The organism is Phycisphaeraceae bacterium (assembly GCA_019636735.1).
Lineage (GTDB): Bacteria > Planctomycetota > Phycisphaerae > Phycisphaerales > SM1A02 > VGXK01.
Genome location: JAHBWY010000002.1, coordinates 189,075 through 205,327, shown reverse-complemented (window position 1 = coordinate 205,327; position 16,253 = coordinate 189,075). Strand labels below are relative to the sequence as shown.

Sequence of the window (16,253 nt, the reverse complement as noted above, 5' to 3'; positions counted from 1 at the left end):
ACCGATGCGATGCAGCCTGAGTGGCCATCTCGGGGTCTCGGCGACCCGTCGTTGCGACGCCATGCGTGCCCATCGCGGAACCCGCGACGATCACGGCTCATCGTGCGCCCCAGACTCCGCATCTCTGAAGAGCTCGCGCAGCACGACCGTCGCATAGGCGCCCTTGGGAAGATCGAAGGCCAGCCGAATGAAGGGACCATGCTCGTCCATCGACCCCTCGACCGATGGATGGCCCACGCGCACGCGAAGCGGGCGCCGAGCCCCTTGCGGCCCATCGGGTGCCGCGCTCATGAGCACTTCCCCTCCGAAGCGAAGCATGGCCTCGCGTTCACATTCACCAGCACGGCCCGTGGCCGCCACCATGCCGGGCCCCGGCAGAGGCCCGCTCGGAGAAAGCTCGAACGCCGCCAGTCGCGGAGCGATGGCGCGACCTTCATCGCGCTCGGCGAGGTCCTCTTCACCAACGAGGAAGACCGCGCCATTGTCATGAAGCCAGGCGACATCACCATGGTGAATCTCGCCGAGCGTGCCCGCGCGCACCCGCTCCGCGACAACCTGATTGAAGATCGCCGACTGAAGGGCGCTCACCCAGAAGGCGCGATCCTCGCGGCGAATGGCCGAAATCGCGCGCGCTGGCGTTGCTCCACGAACCAGTGCCGCCAGCGCCGCCCGCTCCGCATAGTCGCCTCGATGCCAGAGCGGAAGACTCTCGGCCCACTTCCCCTGGTCGAAGTGCTCGCGCGCCGGGCGCTGATGCTCGGGAAATGGCGAGCCGCCGGCGCCGAGCAGTTCCGAGAGCAGCGCCTCGGGTGATGCGCCAAGCAGCAATCGACCGAGCACATGGCTGTTGCATCGATAGCCGAAGCGCTGCGGACCGAAGAAGTCCGGCACACCGGTGGTCGCCAGGCGCGACAGGCGTCGCCAGACTGATGTCACCTTGAGCGGATCGACCTCGCGCACTCGAATCGCAAAGCGGTTGCCCTGCAGGTGACCTCGACGAAGCTTGTTGCCGTGGCGCGCCTGCCAGAGGATCTCAATGCGAGTGTCGCTCGGTGGAGGGGGATCGCTTCGCCCCGGCAGGTGAATCGAAACGGTCTGCTGCGTCACACCGACTCGATCCTTCATGCCCGCGAAGCCGATCGCTCCCGGGTCGACTTCGTAGTGCCGCGCGAGCAGGTCGATGAGCTCGCCATGGGCCATGTGCCGCTTCTGCACTCGGAGATAGAGGTGCTCTCCCTCGCCCGAGGGTTCATAGAGTGGGATCTCATCGACGAGGAAATCCTCGGCCCGCGCCTTGATGCGACCGCTCAGGTCGGGCTCACCCAGCATCCATGTTCGGGGAAGTGGATCGGGCGCCACAGGACTGGCCGATGCCCCCCGGTTCGACACCGTTTCACTCATGATCGGAGCACTCCGTGGCGCTCGAGCGCTCGCTCGATTTGCGGTGCCGTGTCCTGCGTTGGGTCAATCAGCTCGGCACGCCATCCAACTCCGGCGGCGGCCATGACATTCTCAATGAGATCATCGAAGTAGATGATCGACTGAGGGGCGAAGCCGGTGCGATCGAGGAACGCCTTGAAGATCGCCGCGTCGGGCTTGCAGTGTCCCAGCAGGTGCGAGGCGTGCCGGTGGCGGATCGCATCGAACGCGGGCATTCCGTGCATGAACTCCCAATGCGCATGATTGGTGTTGCTGAGGCACGCCGTCTCGGCACCAGCGGCGTGAATGCGATCAATGAGCTGGGCCACCCCGCCGTACTCACCGAGAATCCACGCATCGTGAATGCGACGCAATTCCTCTGGCGTCGCGCGATGCCCCACCAGCGCGCTCACCGCCTGATGGAACTCCTCCTCACCCATCGTGCCGCACTGGTGTCGATGCACCAACTCGCCCATGGCTCGGCGATCGATCTCCGCGTCAAGATCGGCGCGGGGCGTCACCCCGGCCGCCAGGCAGCCCTCGCGGAATGAACGGCAGATTCGAACGATCACGCCGCCGAGATCGAAGCAGACCACGCGAGATGGGGCTGATCCACCCGGGGGCGTCAATCCTCCTCCTCATCCTCATCGGGATCGATCTCGGGAATCGACTCCGAGCCTGCATCAGGGGCACGCGAGGCTTCTTCGAGCACTTCCTCATCGACGAGAATCGGAACATCCTGCGCGACGCCGAGGGCAATCGCGTCACTCGGCCGACTATCGACGCGAATCTCCTCGCCAGAGTGCTCGATGACGAGCTTGGCGAAGAAGGTTCCTTCACGAAGGTCGTCGATCTCAATGCGCCGAAGCGTGCCGCCCAACGATCGAATGACCGAGGCCAGCAAGTCATGGGTTTGGGGCCGCGGAACCTCGATTCCCTTGAGCCGGCGCTCGATGGCGAAGGCCTCGGGCAGCCCGATCACGATGGGAAAACTCCGACCGCCCTCGCCCTCGGAGAGCTCGATGATCTGCATGTCGCTCATCTCGCGAATGAAGATTCGCGACAACTGCATCCGCACCGCCATCGAGGGCTCCCTCCCCTGCTACGAAGCGCTCCAGTGACCGAGCAGAATGGCGAGATCGGAGCCACCGACGGAGCAATCGCCATCAAGATCCGCGGGGCACGCATTGCACGCCGCGCACTCGCCCCAGCTTCCGAGCAGCAGGGCGAGATCGGCGCCATCCACCACGCCATTGCCATCAAGATCACCCGGAATCGGAAGCAGGTCGATGGCCAGCGAGACGGCGGCGAACGCATCCACGCGCCCCCAGCCGTTGAGCAAGTCGTAACCGGGGTCACCAATGTCCTTCGCGGTCTGATGAAGAACGCTCCGAATGGAGGACTCGCTGAGCGATGGATTGACGCTCAGCATCAGCGCGATTGTGCCCGTGACATGCGGCGCGGCCATGCTCGTGCCGGTCTTGACCATGGTGCCGCCGTCAGACGCCAGCGAAAGCACACCGACGCCGGGGCCCATCAGGTCGATGTTCGGTCCCCAGTTCGAGCCCCACCAGCGCTGGTCGGCGTTGTTGGTCGCGCCAACCGCGATCGTCTCGGGCCACCGCGCGGGGAACGAGAGCTGCGGCGCACTGCTGTTGCCCGTCGCCGCGATCATCGGCACGCCGGAGGCGAATGCGTACTTCACCGCGTCGTGGAGATAGGCGGACCCTGTCGAGTACTGGAGGCTCATGTTGATGAGATCCGCACCATTGTCGACCGCCCAGGTGATGCCATCGGCGACCCACGACTCAACGCCACCACATGGCTTCACGACGACCACGGGCAAGATCATCACATCCCAGCAGAGACCTGCGATGGCCGTGCCGTTGTTGCCCGAGGCGCCGATGATTCCACTGACATGCGTGCCGTGACTGACGCACAGATCGCTTGTGTTGGTGTTCTGGTCAGGGATGTTGAAGCCTTGGAGCACCCGACCCGCGAGATCGGGGTGAAGCGACACGCCTGAATCAAGCACAGCGACGACCGTGGGACGCCCCCCCGTGGTCAGTGTCCACGCGGCCGTTGCGCCGACATCGGAGCCACTGATTCCCGCGACGCCATCGGCCACTTGTCCCGTGTTCAGCAGCGCCCACTGCGAGGAGAATGAAGGATCGTTCGGTACCACGCTCGCCACCCCGCCGACTCCGTCGACTGACGCAACCTCGACCGCAGGGTGGCGCGACAGCTCTGCGACGGCCTGCTCGGGATCACGGCCTGCGGCGAGTGTCACGGTGCGCCAGCGATCGAGACCGATCTGCGACGCCAGCATCGCGTTGCGGTGGGTCACCAGCGAGGTTGGCGCCAGCGAGACTCCGCCGAGCGCCGCGAGATCGCGCGCCTCCATCACCGCGCCGGGGCGGAGCTTGACGAGCACATGGCCCATCGCGAACTCGGCGCCGAAGACGGCGAAGTCGTTGGCCTGCCCCTGATCAGCCGGTCCCGCGCCCTGAGGCGCGGACCACGCCGAGAGTGAGAACGCGCCAATGAACGCCCCAAGGGCGATGACGGCGAGCCTGCCTCGCCCGGCGAAGAACTCAAGTCGGGCCTGCGGCCCGGTCGCCATGCAGATCTTGATGATGCGGTTCATGGTCCGACTCAAGGGTAGCCCAGCCACGGGGGTCGGGCCATTCGCAACCGAGGGGGCCGATGCATCAATCGCCCCGATCGCTCCCCCCCTGCCAACCCTCCCCTCCCCTTGAACCCGACGGGGCGATAGCATGCGCGGTTCACCCTATCGAGGACCGAGAAACATGTCCAAGCGAACCTATCTCTTCACCAGCGAGAGCGTGTCGATGGGCCACCCCGACAAGCTCGCCGACCAGATTTCCGACGCCGTGCTCGATGCCATGCTCCGCGTCGATCCAAGGAGCCGCGTTGCCTGCGAGACGCTGGTCACCACCGGACTCGCGGTTGTCGCTGGCGAAGTGACCTGCGGTGGCTATGTCGACATTCCCGAGATCGTCCGTCGCACCGTACTCCGCGCGGGATATGACGATGCGCGCAAGGGCTTCGACGGCAAGAGTTGCGGCGTGAGTGTTGCGATCGGTCGACAGAGCCCCGACATCGCGCGCGGAGTCGACTCGAAGTTGAACGGCAAGGCCAAGGAGCAGGGCGCCGGCGATCAGGGCATGATGTTCGGCTTCGCGTGCCGCGAGACACCGAGCCTGATGCCGCTGCCGATCGACCTCGCGCATCGCCTCGTGGCTCGACAGGCCGAGGTCCGCGAGAAGGGTCTCATCAAGGGCCTCCGTCCCGACGCGAAGAGCCAGGTGACCGTCGAGTACGAGAACCTCACGCCGAAGCGCGTCGACGCGGTCGTCCTCTCGACGCAGCATGACCCCATCTGGAATGGACCCGCGAAGCAGAAGACCCTGAAGGCGCAGGTCATCAAGCACATCATCAAGCCGGTCCTCGGCAAGTGGTGGTCGCCGAAGATCAAGGTGTGGGTCAACCCGACCGGCCAGTTCGAAGTGGGCGGACCTCACGGCGATTGCGGTCTCACCGGGCGCAAGATCATCGTGGACACCTACGGAGGTCGTGGTCGCCACGGCGGCGGCGCCTTCAGCGGCAAGGATCCCTCGAAGGTCGATCGCTCCGCCGCCTACATGGCCCGCTATATCGCGAAGAATGTCGTGGCCGCAGGGCTTGCCGAGGCCTGCGAAGTCCAGTTGAGCTACGCCATCGGAGTGGCGGAACCGGTGAGCGTGCTGATCGAGACGCAGGGCACGGGCAAGGTCGATGATGAGTGGCTCGCCGACGAGGTGCGCAAGCACTTCGAGCTGACGCCGAGCGGCATCATCCGCACGCTCGACCTGCTGAAGCCGATCTACTCCCCCACTGCGGTGCATGGTCACTTCGGCCGCAAGCCCGACGAGGCGGGCCCGGGGACCTTCTCATGGGAGCGGACCGACAAGGCGAAGGCCCTTGCCGCGGCGGCGCGGAAGGCCGGCTTCAAGGTGTGACCTCTTCGCAGACGAGGCGCGGCGCCGCGTCACTGCCGCCGCGCACGGCGGCGATCGAGCGCCTCGCGACGCTTGTCCCCGCGTGGCCCGATCTTCCCTTTGCGGAGCGCGGTGAAGGCGGTCTTGCGGACGCGATCCTTCTTGAGAGCGTGCGCCGCTGGCGCACGCTCGAGTGGCTCTCAGGCGTTGCGATGGAGCGCGACCCTGCGTCGATCGAGGCGCCGCTCCGAGCGGCGCTGCTCGCGGCGGGTGCGCAGCTCCTCCTGATGGACGAACCGGACCACGCGGTCGTCAATGACACCGTTGAGTGGGCGAAGCGCCGCATCCGTCCGGGCGCAGGGCGACTCGTCAACGCGGTGCTCCGCCGCCTGATCTCGTGGCGACGCGAACGGCAGCCTTCATTCGAGCCGCCGCGCGACCATGCAGGGGCGCTGTTCCTGCCCCGGGCCGATGGGACGAGCGTGCGCCTGGAAGGGCCGCCACGGCCCGAAGATCCCGTCGCGTGGATGGCGATTGCCACTTCGCATGCTGAGGGAATCGCGCGACGATGGTTGGAGCGTCACGGCGCGGAGGTGGCGTGGAGGCTCGCGTTGCACTCGATCGCTCCGCCGCCGCGCATTGTCGCCGACCCGACCGGTGCCCTCGCCGGTCACCCGAGCGCCGCGGCCCACGAGAGCGCCGGGTTTCGCGTCTGGCAGGGTTCTCTCGGAGACCTTCGTCGCGCGATGACAGCGACACCTTCGCTGCGCGTGCAGGACCCCGGAAGCGCCGCTCCGCTAGATCGCGTGCGTCACCTTTCGCCGCGACGGATCGTGGATGCCTGCGCAGGACTCGGCACCAAGACGCGCCAACTCGCGTCGATGTTCCCCCGCGCGGAGATCATCGCGGGCGATGTCGATCCCGAGCGCCGCCGCGCCCTCGAGGGCACCTTCCCCCGCGGCGGGCAGGTGACCATTCTCGACCCCGAGGCGATTCTCGCGCTGCGCGAGGTGGACCTGCTGCTTCTTGATGTCCCCTGCTCCAACAGCGGGGTCTTCGCGCGGAGGCCGGAGGCGAAGTACCGCTTTGATCAGCGCCGGCTTGCCTCGCTGGTCGCGCGGCAGCGTGAGATCGTGGAACACCATGCGGCGGTCGTCGGGCGTGCGGGAACGATCCTGTACTGCACCTGCAGCCTTGAACCCGAGGAACTCGATGGCGGGCTCGACACCGTGGCGGCGAACCTCGGGCGCGAGGCCGTTCGCGAGGCGCACCTGCCGCGGGGCGGTCCCGGGTTTCCCCCCACCATGCATGCGGATGGCGGCGGCAGCGTGCTGATCTGATAGGATCACCGATCCGCTCCCCATGAACATTCTCGAGATCCTGCGACCTGAGTCCGTGAAGGTGCCGCTCGTGTCAGCCGACAAGCGCGGCGCGATCGATGAGCTTGTTGATCTGCTGGCGGGCGACAATCGCGTCAGTGATCTGGCAGCGCTCAAGGCCGCGGTCTGGGAGCGCGAGTGCCAGCGCTCGACCGGCATCGGCGAGGGTCTGGCCATTCCGCACGGCAAGTGCGCCGCAGTCAAGGATCTGGCGATGGTGGTCGGTCGCCCCGCGTCTCCGATCCCGTTTGATGCGATCGACAAGAAGCCGGTGCGGCTCCTCATCCTGCTGGTTTCACCGGTGGACAAGATCTCCCTGCACATCCAGGCGCTCGGTCGCGTGAGTCGACTGCTGAGTGATCCGGGCCTGCGCGAAGCCACCTATGGCGCGTCCGATGCGGCGTCGCTGTATGAGCTCTTCCGCAAGGCCGAGGGCGGCTGAGCGCCTCGCCACTGCGCCGCGACCGCGATGAAGTCCGGTCTCACCGCAGCCACTTGAACGCGGTGGCCATCGGTTCGGCGCCGGTCACGATCGCATCGCTGCCCAGGGCAATCATGAAGGCGCTGGAAGCCTGCCGCGCGCTTCGAGTTCCTGCAGGCGACGCGCTTCCTCGAAGGCTTCGTTCGATTCCTCGATCCGCTGCGTTGCGCGGAGGAAGTCACCGAGCCCGCGCCAATGTCGCCAGTCGACGGGCGCAAGCTCCACCGCTCGCCTGAGCGCGAACTCCGTCTCCGCCTCCCGCCCCGCGCGACCGTGACCAATGGCGATGGCGCGCCACGCCGGCGCGTGGTCGGGCTCGATGTCGAGTGTGCGATGGACGAGCGCGATCCCCTCCTCGATCTCCTCCGCCGAACCTCGCTCAACCAGCAGCAGCGAGAGGCGTCGCATCGCTTCAAGTCCCTCGGGGTGCCACTCGAGCCATGCCCGCCCGAGCGTGATCGCCCGCGCCATATCGCCTTCACTCTCCGCCATCGCCACGCGCTGTCGGAAGACGAGCGCCCACTCGGGGAACTCTGCCTGCGGATGATCGGCGAGCAGCGGCTCGATCCAGGCGTCGGCCTCCGCCTCCCGCCCCCGCAGCCAGAGAATCCTGACGATGTCGGTGGCCACCGCGGGCCGAAGCGGTGAACGCTCGGGGAAGCCCGCATAGGCGCTGCGCAGCAGGCGCTCGCTGGCGACGAAATCACGACGAAGGGCGGCAAGCCATGCGCGCCGCAGATCGATCCACGGCTGCACCTGAGGAACGAAGCCGATGCCACCGCGACCGATGAGTGAAGCGAACTCATAGAACGCATCGGCGCGCTCGGCGGCGGCGAGCACCTCTGGCGGGGGCATGACCGCGTCGAAGGTGAAGACGCTGGTTGCCGGGACGACCGCCCTGCGATCCGCACGATTGGCCACCAGCAGCGCCAGGTTCTGCGCACCCACCATGGCCACCAAGAGGAACACGACCGCGTTGGCCCACAGCCAGCTCCATCCAGCACCAGTGATGCGCCCTGCCCGGCGCAGCACGAAGGAGTGAAAGCCCTCGTTTGATCGGCGCAGCACCCGCCAACTCTTCCAAGTGATGAAGGCGACGATCGCCGCCACGCCGCTCGAAAAGAGTAGCGGAAGCGAGGTGCGGATACCGCCGACCGGCATCGCGGCCGCCGGGAGCGACGGCATGAACGGCGCGTTGACCGCAAGCAGCGTGAGGACGCCCACGACGAGGATCAGCGCTTCCTCGCGCCGCGGCAGTTCGAGCGGTCGCTCGGCCGCCTGCGACTCCGTGTCCCGCTTCGCTGAAGCGTGCGGGGGTGCGCTGGGTGTGTGCGAAGCGTGCGCCTTGGCGCCGCCCCGCTCCGACTCCGCCACCGCCAGGACCGGGGCGCTGCCATGGTGTGCCTTCGGCAGGCTCTCCGGAGACGCACTGGCGAAGGTGGCGGGCCTGCCCCAACTGACTGAGAGCGCCTCATTCGGACAGACGCTCACGCAGTCGAGACACTTCATGCACCCCGGGTCGACCACCATTCCGAACTTCGCCACTTCTTCATGCACGCGCACATTGCTCGTGCAGACCGCCGTGCAATGCCCACAGTGTTCACATGAGTCGTTCACGCGAATGCGAAGCGGAGCGATGCGATCAATCGGCGCAAAGAAGCCTCCATAGGGACAGGCATAGGTGCAGTACCCCTTCTGTCCGAGGAAGTAGACCGTCATCACGCCGCAGACGAAGAGGAACGGCACGGCCATGAAGAGGCCGGGAAAGGTCGCCCAGAAGTCGCTCGTGATGAACTGCGTGGTGATCTGCATCCGCGGCGGATCGGGATGGAGATAGGGCAGGATCGCCCAGCGCCACGCAAGCGGCCAGACGAACATGTAGAGCGCCAAGCCCAGCGGCACCACCATCAGCCAGCGGGCGCGGAGTGGCCTGGGGCGCACGCCGAACTTCTTGAGAATCCAGCCACATCCATCCTGAAGGAGCAGCACATGGCACCCCCAGCCGCAGAAGAAGCGCCCGAAGATGACCGTTGACAGGAGCGCGAGCGCAAAGAAGACCGTGCCGGTGTTGATGATTCCGTACTTGGCGGTCTCCATCGCCTCGGAGGGCTCGACCGGCGAGAGGGTGCTCCCCTGGATGAGCCACTGGATGATGTGGAGAATGATCAGCGCCTGCACGCCGAGCAAGACGGCGAATCGCCAGCGCGTTGAACGACTTTCCTTCACGCGGGGCGCCGACGGGGCATGTCCGCTCGAACTCAGAATCGGAAGCGACACGGCACCGCCGTCGCATCGAGGCCGGGGAGCGGACATGCCGAGATCGTAGCGGGCGCCGTCGCTTCTATACTTCGCCCTTCTGCATGGCTCGAGACTACTACGAGGTCCTTGGCATCGATCGCGGCGCCAGCGCTGACGACATCCGCAAGGCGCATCGGAAACTGGCGAGAAAACTCCACCCCGATGTGAACAAGGCCGCCGATGCCCAGGCGCGCTTCGCGGAGATCCAGGAGGCGTACGACATCCTGAGCGATGAGGAGAAGCGCAAGCGCTACGACCAGTTCGGTCACGCCGGTGTGAGCGGCGCCGCAGCCGCGGGGCCAGGCACCGGCGCGCGCGGCGCGTCGGCGGGCTCGCCCTTCGGTGGCGCGGGCCAGTGGCAGGATGTCGATCCTGAGACCTTCGAGTCGATCTTCTCGAACTTCGGCGATTTCTTCTCGGCGCGCGGCGGGTCAAGTGACGCGCGGAGTGGCGCTGGTCGCCAAGGCGCTCGCAGCGGCAGCCGCGGCGGCGCCTGGCCGGGTGGCGGCGGCTGGTCAGGCGGTGCGCCGAACCAGGGCGCGGATGTCGAGGCGGAGACAACGGTCGCCTTCGAGACGGCGGCGCTCGGCGGTCGACAGTCGCTTCGATTGCGAGGCGTTCAGGGCCGTGATGAGGAAATCGAACTCAAGATTCCCGCTGGACTCAGCGATGGCACCCGCATGCGGTTGCGAGGCAAGGGCCATCCTGCCCCCGGCGGTGGAACACCCGGCGACCTTGTGGTCACCGTACGGGTGACTCCGCACCCTTGGTTTCGGCGCGAGGGCCTCGACATCATCCTGGGCGTTCCGCTCACGATTGCGGAAGCGTCGCTCGGCACGAGCGTGACCGTTCCACTTCTTCAAGGCAGTGTGACACTCAAGGTTCCGCCCGGCGCTCGAAGCGGGCGTCGCCTGCGCGTCAAGGGCAAGGGCATCACCGACGCCAAGGGCGTCTGCGGTGACTTCTACGCGGAGCTCCAGATCGTGGCGCCGGAGACGCTGACGGCTGAGGATCGTGACGCACTTGAAGCGATGTCCGCGCGACTTCCCGATCCGCGCCGAAATCTCTGGACCTAGGCTTGAAGGCGATGAGCGGCACTCCTTCCATCCCTCCGCATGCCGGGCGTCAGGACACGGCGGCCTCTCCTGTCCGCGTGCGGCGTCTGAGCGGTCACCCCTCCTCTGGCCCGCGAGACGAGCGACACTCTGGCGATCGTCATTCTCACGATCGACATTCTGCAGATGGCGCTGCCTCTCGGGTTCGCAGCGCCGCGGGGCTCCGGGGACCAGCGGCGACGGAACCGCGTCCCGCCGCATGGTGGGCGGCGCTCCTTGCCACGCTCGCGTTCGTGGCACCAGCTCTCGGATGGGGCTTCGAGGGGCACCGCATCATCGCGACCATCGCGAGTTCCGAGTTCACGGACACCACCGCGAAGGCGATCCGCGAACTCCTTGGCGAGACGAGTGTCGCCGACGCCAGTGTCTGGGCCGACGAAGTTCGCAGCGATCCCAAGTGGGATTGGATCAAGCCGCTCCACTACATCAATGTTCCGCGCGACGCCACGCGCATCGACATGGGTCGCGATGGCGCCGACGGTCAGCAGATCGTCTCGACGATCCTCACCTATCGGGAGGTTCTCGCCGATCCGACCAAGTCCAGCGAGGAGCGCCTCCTCGCGCTTCGGCTGGTGCTGCACATGGTTGGCGATGTTCACCAGCCGCTTCATGTGTCGTATCGAGACGACCTCGGTGGGAACAAGCTCACGCTGAAGGCCTTCGGTCGCAACAGCAACCTGCACCGTGCGTGGGACACCGACCTGATTCAGCGGCGCCTGAAGGACACGAAAGGCGGCTGGCCGGTGATGAGCGCCGATCTTCGACAGGCCATCAAGCCGGCGCAGCGCACGCAGTGGCTCCGTGAGCGCGAACCCATCGCATGGGCCAATGAGTCGCTGGCCATCACGCGCCGCATCTACAGCCGGTTGCCCAAGGCGCCCAGCGACATTGACGACGCCTACTTCCGAGAGTGGATGCCCGTGGTGAATGAGCGGCTCCAGGCTGCGGGCGTTCGACTCGGCGCCCTTCTGAACGACGCGCTCGACCCGGCGAGCCGCACACCTGCGCAAGGAAGGGAGAAGCGGCCGTCGAGACCGTCCGGCAGCGGTAAGGACCCAGCCGCGCCGACTTCCGAGGAGAAGCCTGATTCCGAAGAGAAGTCCGCGCCCGGAGGGAAGTCGGGGCCCGAAGAGAAGGCCGCACCTGGGGAGAGGTCGGGGCCCGAAGAGAAGTCTGCGCCTAGGGAGAGGTCGATGCCCTGGTCGTCGGGCAAGGCGACGCAGTTGGAGTCTCTTGGGCGGAGACGATGGAGCCGAAGCTGACCAAGGACGGGTCCTAGCCCGCGCGAGCCATCGAGCGACGCCGCGTGGCACTGCAAATCGCCGCCCGCTCTGGAACGGGAGTGAGCCGAGCGCGCTTCCTCGCCGAATTGCGAAGGTCGGAGTGCGAGCGCCGCGCTCACGAAGTCACAGGCACCATTGCAAAGACGGCGGGCAGATTCCGGTAGTAGCCGTCGTAGTCGAGGCCGTAACCGACCACGAAGACATCGGGAATGTCGAAGCCGATGTGATCGCATGGCGTTTCGAGCGCGCTCGGAATCGTCTTTCGCAGAAGCACACAGGTGCGGAGAGACGCCGGGTTCAACGCCATGATTCGCGACTGGAGCAGCCGAAGCGTGCGCCCCGAGTCGAGGATGTCATCGACCAGGATCACATCGCGCCCCGCGAGGTCGCTTGGCAGATCGCCCTGAAGCCTGGCCCCCTGGCTCGTCGTGGCCGTGCCGGGATAGCTGCTGACGGTGGCAAGACCAAGACGCAGCGGCACTGGAAGTTGACGCACGAGATCGGCGGCGAAGATCAGCGCGCCGGTCATGACTGCGACGAGCACGGGATCTCGCGGCGTGGGTCCGAGCCCGGCAGCAATCTCCGCCGCGAGCGCCGGCATGCGCTCGGCGATCGCCTCGGCACTCACCACCACGCGATCGACGCGCTGATCCGATGGAGGACCGCCCCGCGCGCGCTGTCCCGCCGTCGCATCGCCCTCGCGCGGCGACGCACCGCTCATGCGCCACTCCGCAGTTTGGCCATGAGCTTCTCATTCACACTCTTCGCATCGGCCTTTCCGCCCGAGAGTTTCATAACATGCCCGACGAGTCGACCAACGGCCGCCGCCTTCCCCGCCGCGACATCGGCGGCGGCCTGCGGCTGCGCCTCAATCGCCGCGAGAACCCAGGCATCGAGTTGGCCCTCATCGCGCACCTGGATGAGACCGTGCGCCTTCGCGACATCCTGCGCGCTTGCCCCCGTTTTCGAAGGATCGCAGAGCAAAGAGAAGAGCTGATCCGCCGCCTGCGGGCCAACCTCGCCCTTCTCCCGGAGCGTGATGATCTCGGCGATCTGTACCGGTGCCACGCCGAGCGTTTCAAGGGCACGCCCCCGCTCGTTCGCATACTTCGCGCCGGTGTTGAGGAGGAACTTCCCGGCGACAAAGCCCGCCTTCGCTTCGCTCAGACCAGCATCGACGCACGCCTCGACGCACCGCTCGAAGAAGAGACAGGTCGTGCGCTCCTCGGTGAGCACGCGAGCATCGACTGGCGCAAGCCCGAACTTCGACTCGTACCTGGCGCGCCGCTGCGCCGGAAGTTCGGGGAGCGAGGCGCGCACCTGCGCAATCCACGCCTGGTCGACCATGACCGGCACGAGGTCGGGGTCGGGGAAGTATCGGTAATCGTGGGCGTCTTCCTTGGTGCGCTGAAGCAGCGTGATGCCGCGCTCATCATCCCAGCCGCGAGTGCTCTTGGCCCCGGGCCCCATCTCGCGGCCATCCTCGAGCCACGCCTTCGGCTGGCGCTCGAACTCATGGTCGATCGCGCCGCGCAGCGCCTTGAAGGAGTTGAGGTTCTTCACCTCCACGACCGGAGTGGCCACCGTGCGTCCGTCCTCGAGGTCGAGGAGCACATTCACATTCGGTTCGAAGCGCATGTGGCCCTTCTGCATGATGCCCTCGGAAACCCCGAGGAAGGTGCAGATGAGGCGCAGCTCCTTCGCGAAGGTGACGACATCCTCGGCGCGATCGAAGTCGGGCGCGGTCACGATCTCAAGAAGCGGCGTACCCGCTCGATTGAGATCGACGAGCGAGCCCTCGTAGTGAAGTCCGCCCGGCAACTCGTGGCCCAGTTTGCCGGTGTCCTCCTCGAGGTGCGCCCTGATGATGCCGATGCGCTTCGACGAACCGTCGGCGGCAGGGATCTCGACGGCACCATCCGCGCAGAGCGGAAGGTCGTACTGGCTGATCTGGTAGCCCTTGGGAAGGTCGGGATAGAAGTAGTTCTTCCGATCCCACTTGCTGAACGGGGCGATGTGGCAGCCGAGGGCGAGGCCCACTTGGATGGACATCTCGACGGCCCGCCGATTCATGACCGGGAGCGTGCCGGGCAGCGCGGCGACGACGGCATCGACCAGCGAATTGGGCTCGCGGTCGAAGTAGCCCTCCTGCGCCGGATTGGCGACGCGGGTGAACATCTTGCTCCGCGTCGCGAGTTCGACATGGATCTCAAGCCCCACCTTGAGCGTCGACTTCACGATCTTCGCCGCTGGCTTCATCGATTTCGGAGCGCCGGATCCCGCAGTCATGGGTGGATGATACGGGTTCCATGCAGGACAATCCCAGGATGCATTCGCATGCCGCCAGTGTGGCCACGCTGCTCCTCCTTACCGTCACCTCGACGCGCGCCGATGATTCCACGGCGGTCGCGCCGAAACCGGTGCGTGCGATCGCGCCCCACTCCGCTCCATTACCCGCGCCCGAGGGCCCGCCTCCGCTGCCCGAACTTCTGCCCTCGATGCGGTCGGAGCGAACCTGGGTCAAGCCGGAGGGTCCGATCTGGATCGAGGTCACGCGACCTCCGAACACGCCGCCGCTCGACCTCGTGCTGATGGCACCGAGCGGCACGGTCCTTGCCTCGACGCCGATCGATGCGGGGCGCTACGACGCGCTCGCCATGCTTCCGCCCATTCATGCGCTCGAGCGCGCGGCGTGGCTTCAACTCCTGAGTGGAGGTCATCCGACCGGTACGCCACTGGTGGTCGTGCCCCTTCGTACTCCACCGCCATGCAGGACCGTCGAAGCGAAGCGCCCCGATGGCGTAACGCGCTTCACGCGCATCATCGGATGGGGCAGCGAGCCGCTTGATCCCAACGATCCCGCGGCTGCGGCACTTCGATCGTCGTGGATTGAAGGCGACTCGCCGATCACCAGCGGGTTTCGCGTCTATCCCGACCGCGATGCGATCATGCGCACGGAGTTCGGTCCCATCCTCTTCGCGTTTGCGCCTGATGCGGCGCCGGCCACGGTGTGGAACTTCCTGACGCTCGTCGAAGCGGGCTTCTATGACCAGACGGTCATGCACCGCGTGGTCCCGCGCGATCGCGAGGGAAGACCATTCGTCGTGCAAGGTGGTGACCCCACCACCACGGGCGATGGCGGACCGGGTTTCAACCTGGCGCTTGAGCCGAGCGATCTGCCGCACGACTTCGGCGTGCTCTCGATGGCGCGCGGCGACGAGCCGCACTCCGCGGGGAGTCAATTCTTCATCGCGCTGTCGCGCGAGGGCACGGCCAGACTTGATGGCCAGTACTGCGCCTTCGGATACGCCGTCGGCGGACGCGAGCCCATTCTCCGCATGAGCGAAGTCCCCATCGACGATCCTCGCACCGGGCGCCCGAAGGACCCGCCGCGCGTCGAGCGCATCGAACTGGTGCCGGCACCGGCGCGCATGCCGGGAGTGGACCGCCGCGATCTTCGCCTGCCCCGGGAGCCGCCACCGGGCCCGCCTCCGGCGAACCCGGAGCGCTGACCCACGAGACGCAGAGCTTCAGAGTGGGCGATGACCGCCGACACCGAGAACTTCAGCGCAGTCGTTGACTCTGGGGACGCAGAGCATTGGCGCGGTCGCTGACGCGACCCTCTTCGCGACTCGTCAGGGACCCGTGCGCGCGTGACTCTTCGCCGCGGCGCCCATCGATATGGGCGCTCGAGCTTCACGCCGCGCTACCTCACACGCGACGATGGCCTTCCACGCGCTCACGGAAGCACGCGTCACCGCGACCGCTCAGGTCTTCGCTTTCGCGTCCTCGGTCACCTTGACCATGCGAGGCGGCTTGCCCGAGGGCTTGCCGCTTCGGGGGTCGACCGGCGCGGCGGCGATCTTCTCGACCACATCCATGCCGCGCGTCACTTTGCCGAACGCGGTGTACTGGCGATCGAGATGCTTGCAGTGCTCGCGTGTGAGGCAGACGAAGAACTGGCTGCCCGCCGAATCGGGATCGTTCGATCGAGCCATCGAGAGCACGCCCGGCTGATGCTCGCGCGCGTTGAACTCCGCCTTCACGCGCCACCCCGGGCCACCTGTTCCATCGCCCTTGGGGCAGCCGCCCTGGATCACGAATCCCGGCAGGATGCGATGAAACGACAGGCCGTCATAGAAGCCCTGGCGCACAAGCTTCAGGAAGTTCTCCGAATGTCCGGGGGCGACATCGTTCCAGAGTTCAACCTGAAAGGTGCCCTGATCGGTCTCGACAGTGACGGTGGGATAGCTCATGGAAGTCTCACTCGCTCCGCG

General features: G+C 66.6%; 14 protein-coding genes. 6 read left to right on the top strand and 8 right to left on the bottom strand.

What is annotated here, in order from left to right; genetic code table 11:
- Window positions 1-90: 90 nt before the first annotated feature.
- Genes truD through KF724_03000 form a run of 4 tightly spaced genes read right to left on the bottom strand, consistent with a single transcriptional unit; the run spans window position 91 to window position 4,066 of the window.
- Window positions 91-1,401, bottom strand: a complete 1,311-nt coding sequence (truD, locus tag KF724_03015) for a tRNA pseudouridine(13) synthase TruD (GenBank protein ID MBX3354651.1) — start codon at window positions 1,399-1,401, stop codon at window positions 91-93.
- Window positions 1,398-1,991 (bottom strand): HAD-IA family hydrolase, encoded by a 594-nt coding sequence (locus KF724_03010; protein MBX3354650.1) that lies wholly within the window; start codon window positions 1,989-1,991, stop codon window positions 1,398-1,400. The genes truD and KF724_03010 overlap by 4 nt, the downstream gene beginning before the upstream one ends.
- Before the next feature lie 53 nt (window positions 1,992-2,044).
- On the bottom strand, window positions 2,045-2,491 hold the full coding sequence (locus KF724_03005; protein MBX3354649.1) for a bifunctional nuclease family protein: 447 nt from the start codon (window positions 2,489-2,491) through the stop codon (window positions 2,045-2,047).
- A 30-nt stretch (window positions 2,492-2,521) separates the two neighbouring features.
- Window positions 2,522-4,066: a S8 family serine peptidase gene (locus tag KF724_03000; protein ID MBX3354648.1), complete on the bottom strand. Its 1,545-nt coding sequence runs from the start codon at window positions 4,064-4,066 to the stop codon at window positions 2,522-2,524.
- Window positions 4,067-4,196: 130 nt separating this feature from the next.
- Here KF724_03000 and metK point away from each other — a divergent pair, with 130 nt between their 5' ends.
- From metK to KF724_02985, 3 genes are read left to right on the top strand one after another with little or no spacing between them, the layout of a single operon-like run.
- Window positions 4,197-5,441, top strand: a complete 1,245-nt coding sequence (metK, locus tag KF724_02995) for a methionine adenosyltransferase (GenBank protein MBX3354647.1) — start codon at window positions 4,197-4,199, stop codon at window positions 5,439-5,441.
- Window positions 5,438-6,760, top strand: coding sequence for a hypothetical protein (locus KF724_02990; protein MBX3354646.1), 1,323 nt, complete (start codon window positions 5,438-5,440; stop codon window positions 6,758-6,760). The genes metK and KF724_02990 overlap by 4 nt, the downstream gene beginning before the upstream one ends.
- Window positions 6,761-6,782: 22 nt before the next feature.
- Window positions 6,783-7,241 carry a PTS sugar transporter subunit IIA gene (locus KF724_02985; protein MBX3354645.1) on the top strand — a complete coding sequence of 153 codons (459 nt, stop codon included), beginning with the start codon at window positions 6,783-6,785 and terminating at the stop codon, window positions 7,239-7,241.
- A gap of 111 nt (window positions 7,242-7,352) precedes the next feature.
- On the opposite strand, the gene KF724_02980 is transcribed toward KF724_02985, so the two are convergent.
- Window positions 7,353-9,593, bottom strand: coding sequence for a 4Fe-4S binding protein (locus tag KF724_02980; GenBank protein ID MBX3354644.1), 2,241 nt, complete (start codon window positions 9,591-9,593; stop codon window positions 7,353-7,355).
- 47 nt (window positions 9,594-9,640) lie between these two features.
- On the opposite strand from KF724_02980, the gene KF724_02975 reads away from it, so the two are divergent.
- Both KF724_02975 and KF724_02970 read left to right on the top strand, forming a co-directional pair.
- Window positions 9,641-10,654: a DnaJ domain-containing protein gene (locus KF724_02975; GenBank protein ID MBX3354643.1), complete on the top strand. Its 1,014-nt coding sequence runs from the start codon at window positions 9,641-9,643 to the stop codon at window positions 10,652-10,654.
- A 272-nt stretch (window positions 10,655-10,926) separates the two neighbouring features.
- Complete coding sequence (locus KF724_02970) at window positions 10,927-11,955, top strand: S1/P1 nuclease (GenBank protein MBX3354642.1); 1,029 nt, start codon at window positions 10,927-10,929, stop codon at window positions 11,953-11,955.
- A 136-nt stretch (window positions 11,956-12,091) separates the two neighbouring features.
- Here the strand turns inward: KF724_02970 and KF724_02965 are convergent, their stop codons facing one another.
- Together KF724_02965 and gatB are read right to left on the bottom strand one after the other, a co-directional pair.
- Complete coding sequence (locus tag KF724_02965; protein ID MBX3354641.1) at window positions 12,092-12,697, bottom strand: hypoxanthine phosphoribosyltransferase; 606 nt, start codon at window positions 12,695-12,697, stop codon at window positions 12,092-12,094.
- Entirely contained in the window at window positions 12,694-14,265 is a 1,572-nt protein-coding gene (gatB, locus tag KF724_02960) for an Asp-tRNA(Asn)/Glu-tRNA(Gln) amidotransferase subunit GatB (protein ID MBX3354640.1), read from the bottom strand. Before gatB ends, KF724_02965 begins: the two co-directional genes overlap by 4 nt.
- A 20-nt stretch (window positions 14,266-14,285) precedes the next feature.
- Between gatB and KF724_02955 the strand changes: the two genes are divergently transcribed.
- Window positions 14,286-15,488 (top strand): peptidylprolyl isomerase, encoded by a 1,203-nt coding sequence (locus tag KF724_02955; GenBank protein ID MBX3354639.1) that lies wholly within the window; start codon window positions 14,286-14,288, stop codon window positions 15,486-15,488.
- Between the two features lie 255 nt (window positions 15,489-15,743).
- On the opposite strand, the gene KF724_02950 is transcribed toward KF724_02955, so the two are convergent.
- Entirely contained in the window at window positions 15,744-16,232 is a 489-nt protein-coding gene (locus KF724_02950; GenBank protein MBX3354638.1) for a peptidylprolyl isomerase, read from the bottom strand.
- Window positions 16,233-16,253: the final 21 nt, after the last annotated feature.